This window comes from Glaciecola sp. MF2-115 (assembly GCF_047250385.1).
In the GTDB taxonomy this organism is placed as follows: domain Bacteria; phylum Pseudomonadota; class Gammaproteobacteria; order Enterobacterales; family Alteromonadaceae; genus Glaciecola.
The window spans coordinates 1-1,150 of the sequence record NZ_JBLBVM010000004.1 but is presented as its reverse complement, the minus strand read 5'-3'; the positions used below and the strand labels follow the sequence as shown (position 1 = coordinate 1,150).

The following is a 1,150-nucleotide window of genomic DNA, read 5'->3' as shown; positions in this document are numbered from 1 at the left end:
AATTCAAACTTATGTTGACTATGATATTAATGAGATCAAACTAGTGCTTTCAAATTTTCATAAAGAAAAAGATGTTAGCACAACAACTCTACGACCTTTTTTCAGAAGAAAACCTCCAAGAACGAGTAGCCATATTCAATGCTTCGTTGCCAATTGAGTGGCTTGAGGAAGCACTATCACTGACGCAAAACGTGACTCTCAGGCGCCGAAAACTCCCGCCAGAGCAAGTAATTCGTCTGGTTGTTGGTATGTCACTTTTGCGAAATGAATCTATCCAGGAAGTCGCGACTCGTCTGGCATTTACATCTAAAGGCCTCGACAATGGCTTGTTATCAGCAAGGAGTTCACTTAGCGAAGCTAGGCAACGGTTAGGCAAAGAACCAGTGAAAGCCTTGTTTGAAAAAAGTGCTGAGCACTGGGCATCGCAGACGCATGTGGATGATAATTGGCATGGTCTACAACCCTTTGCGATCGATGGTACAACCTTACGTACAGAAGATACCCCTGAGCTTCGTGAGCATTTTGGCTCAGCCAACACCAGTGGGGAGTTTGAATCAGGTTATCCCGTCATGCAGCTCACGTGTTTAATGAATGTACGAAGTCATATTGTTTTACGCGCTGAAGCTGGTGAATATCGTGAGTCCGAACTATTTCAGACGACTAAAATGCTCGAAAGCGTTCCTGACAACAGCGTATTGCTCATGGATAAATTGTATCACTGCGCGAAGCTTTTACTTGAGTTGGAAAACAAAGGAAATAGTCGCTTCTGGGTGACCCCTATCAGGAAAGATCTCAAGTATGGGGTTACGCATTCGTATGCTGATAATGACCACTTGGTTGAGCGCGACTTAAGCAGTGCAAGACGAAAAGACAAAACCTTACCTAAACGCTGGGGTATGCGTCTTGTGACTTATAAAACGGCCAATGGCACTACCGTCAAACTTGCGACTAATTTACCTCACGATGATTATCCAGCAGCAGGTATCATCGCGCTTTATAAGGAGCGTTGGGAAATAGAATTGGGGTATAGAGAAGTTAAAACGTCCATGCTCAATAAGGCCATTACACTAAGAAGTAAAAAAATCGACCTCGTCTATCAAGAGTTATACGGCATGCTAATTGCCTATAATCTTGTCCGACACGAAATAGC

The 1,150-nt window shown here is 43.5% G+C and carries 1 protein-coding gene; it reads left to right on the top strand.

From position 1 onward, the window contains the following. Window positions 1–71 precede the first annotated feature (71 nt). A partial coding sequence (locus ACKLNX_RS00030; protein ID WP_412970759.1) for an IS4 family transposase occupies window positions 72–1,150 on the top strand: 1,079 nt, incomplete at its 3' end.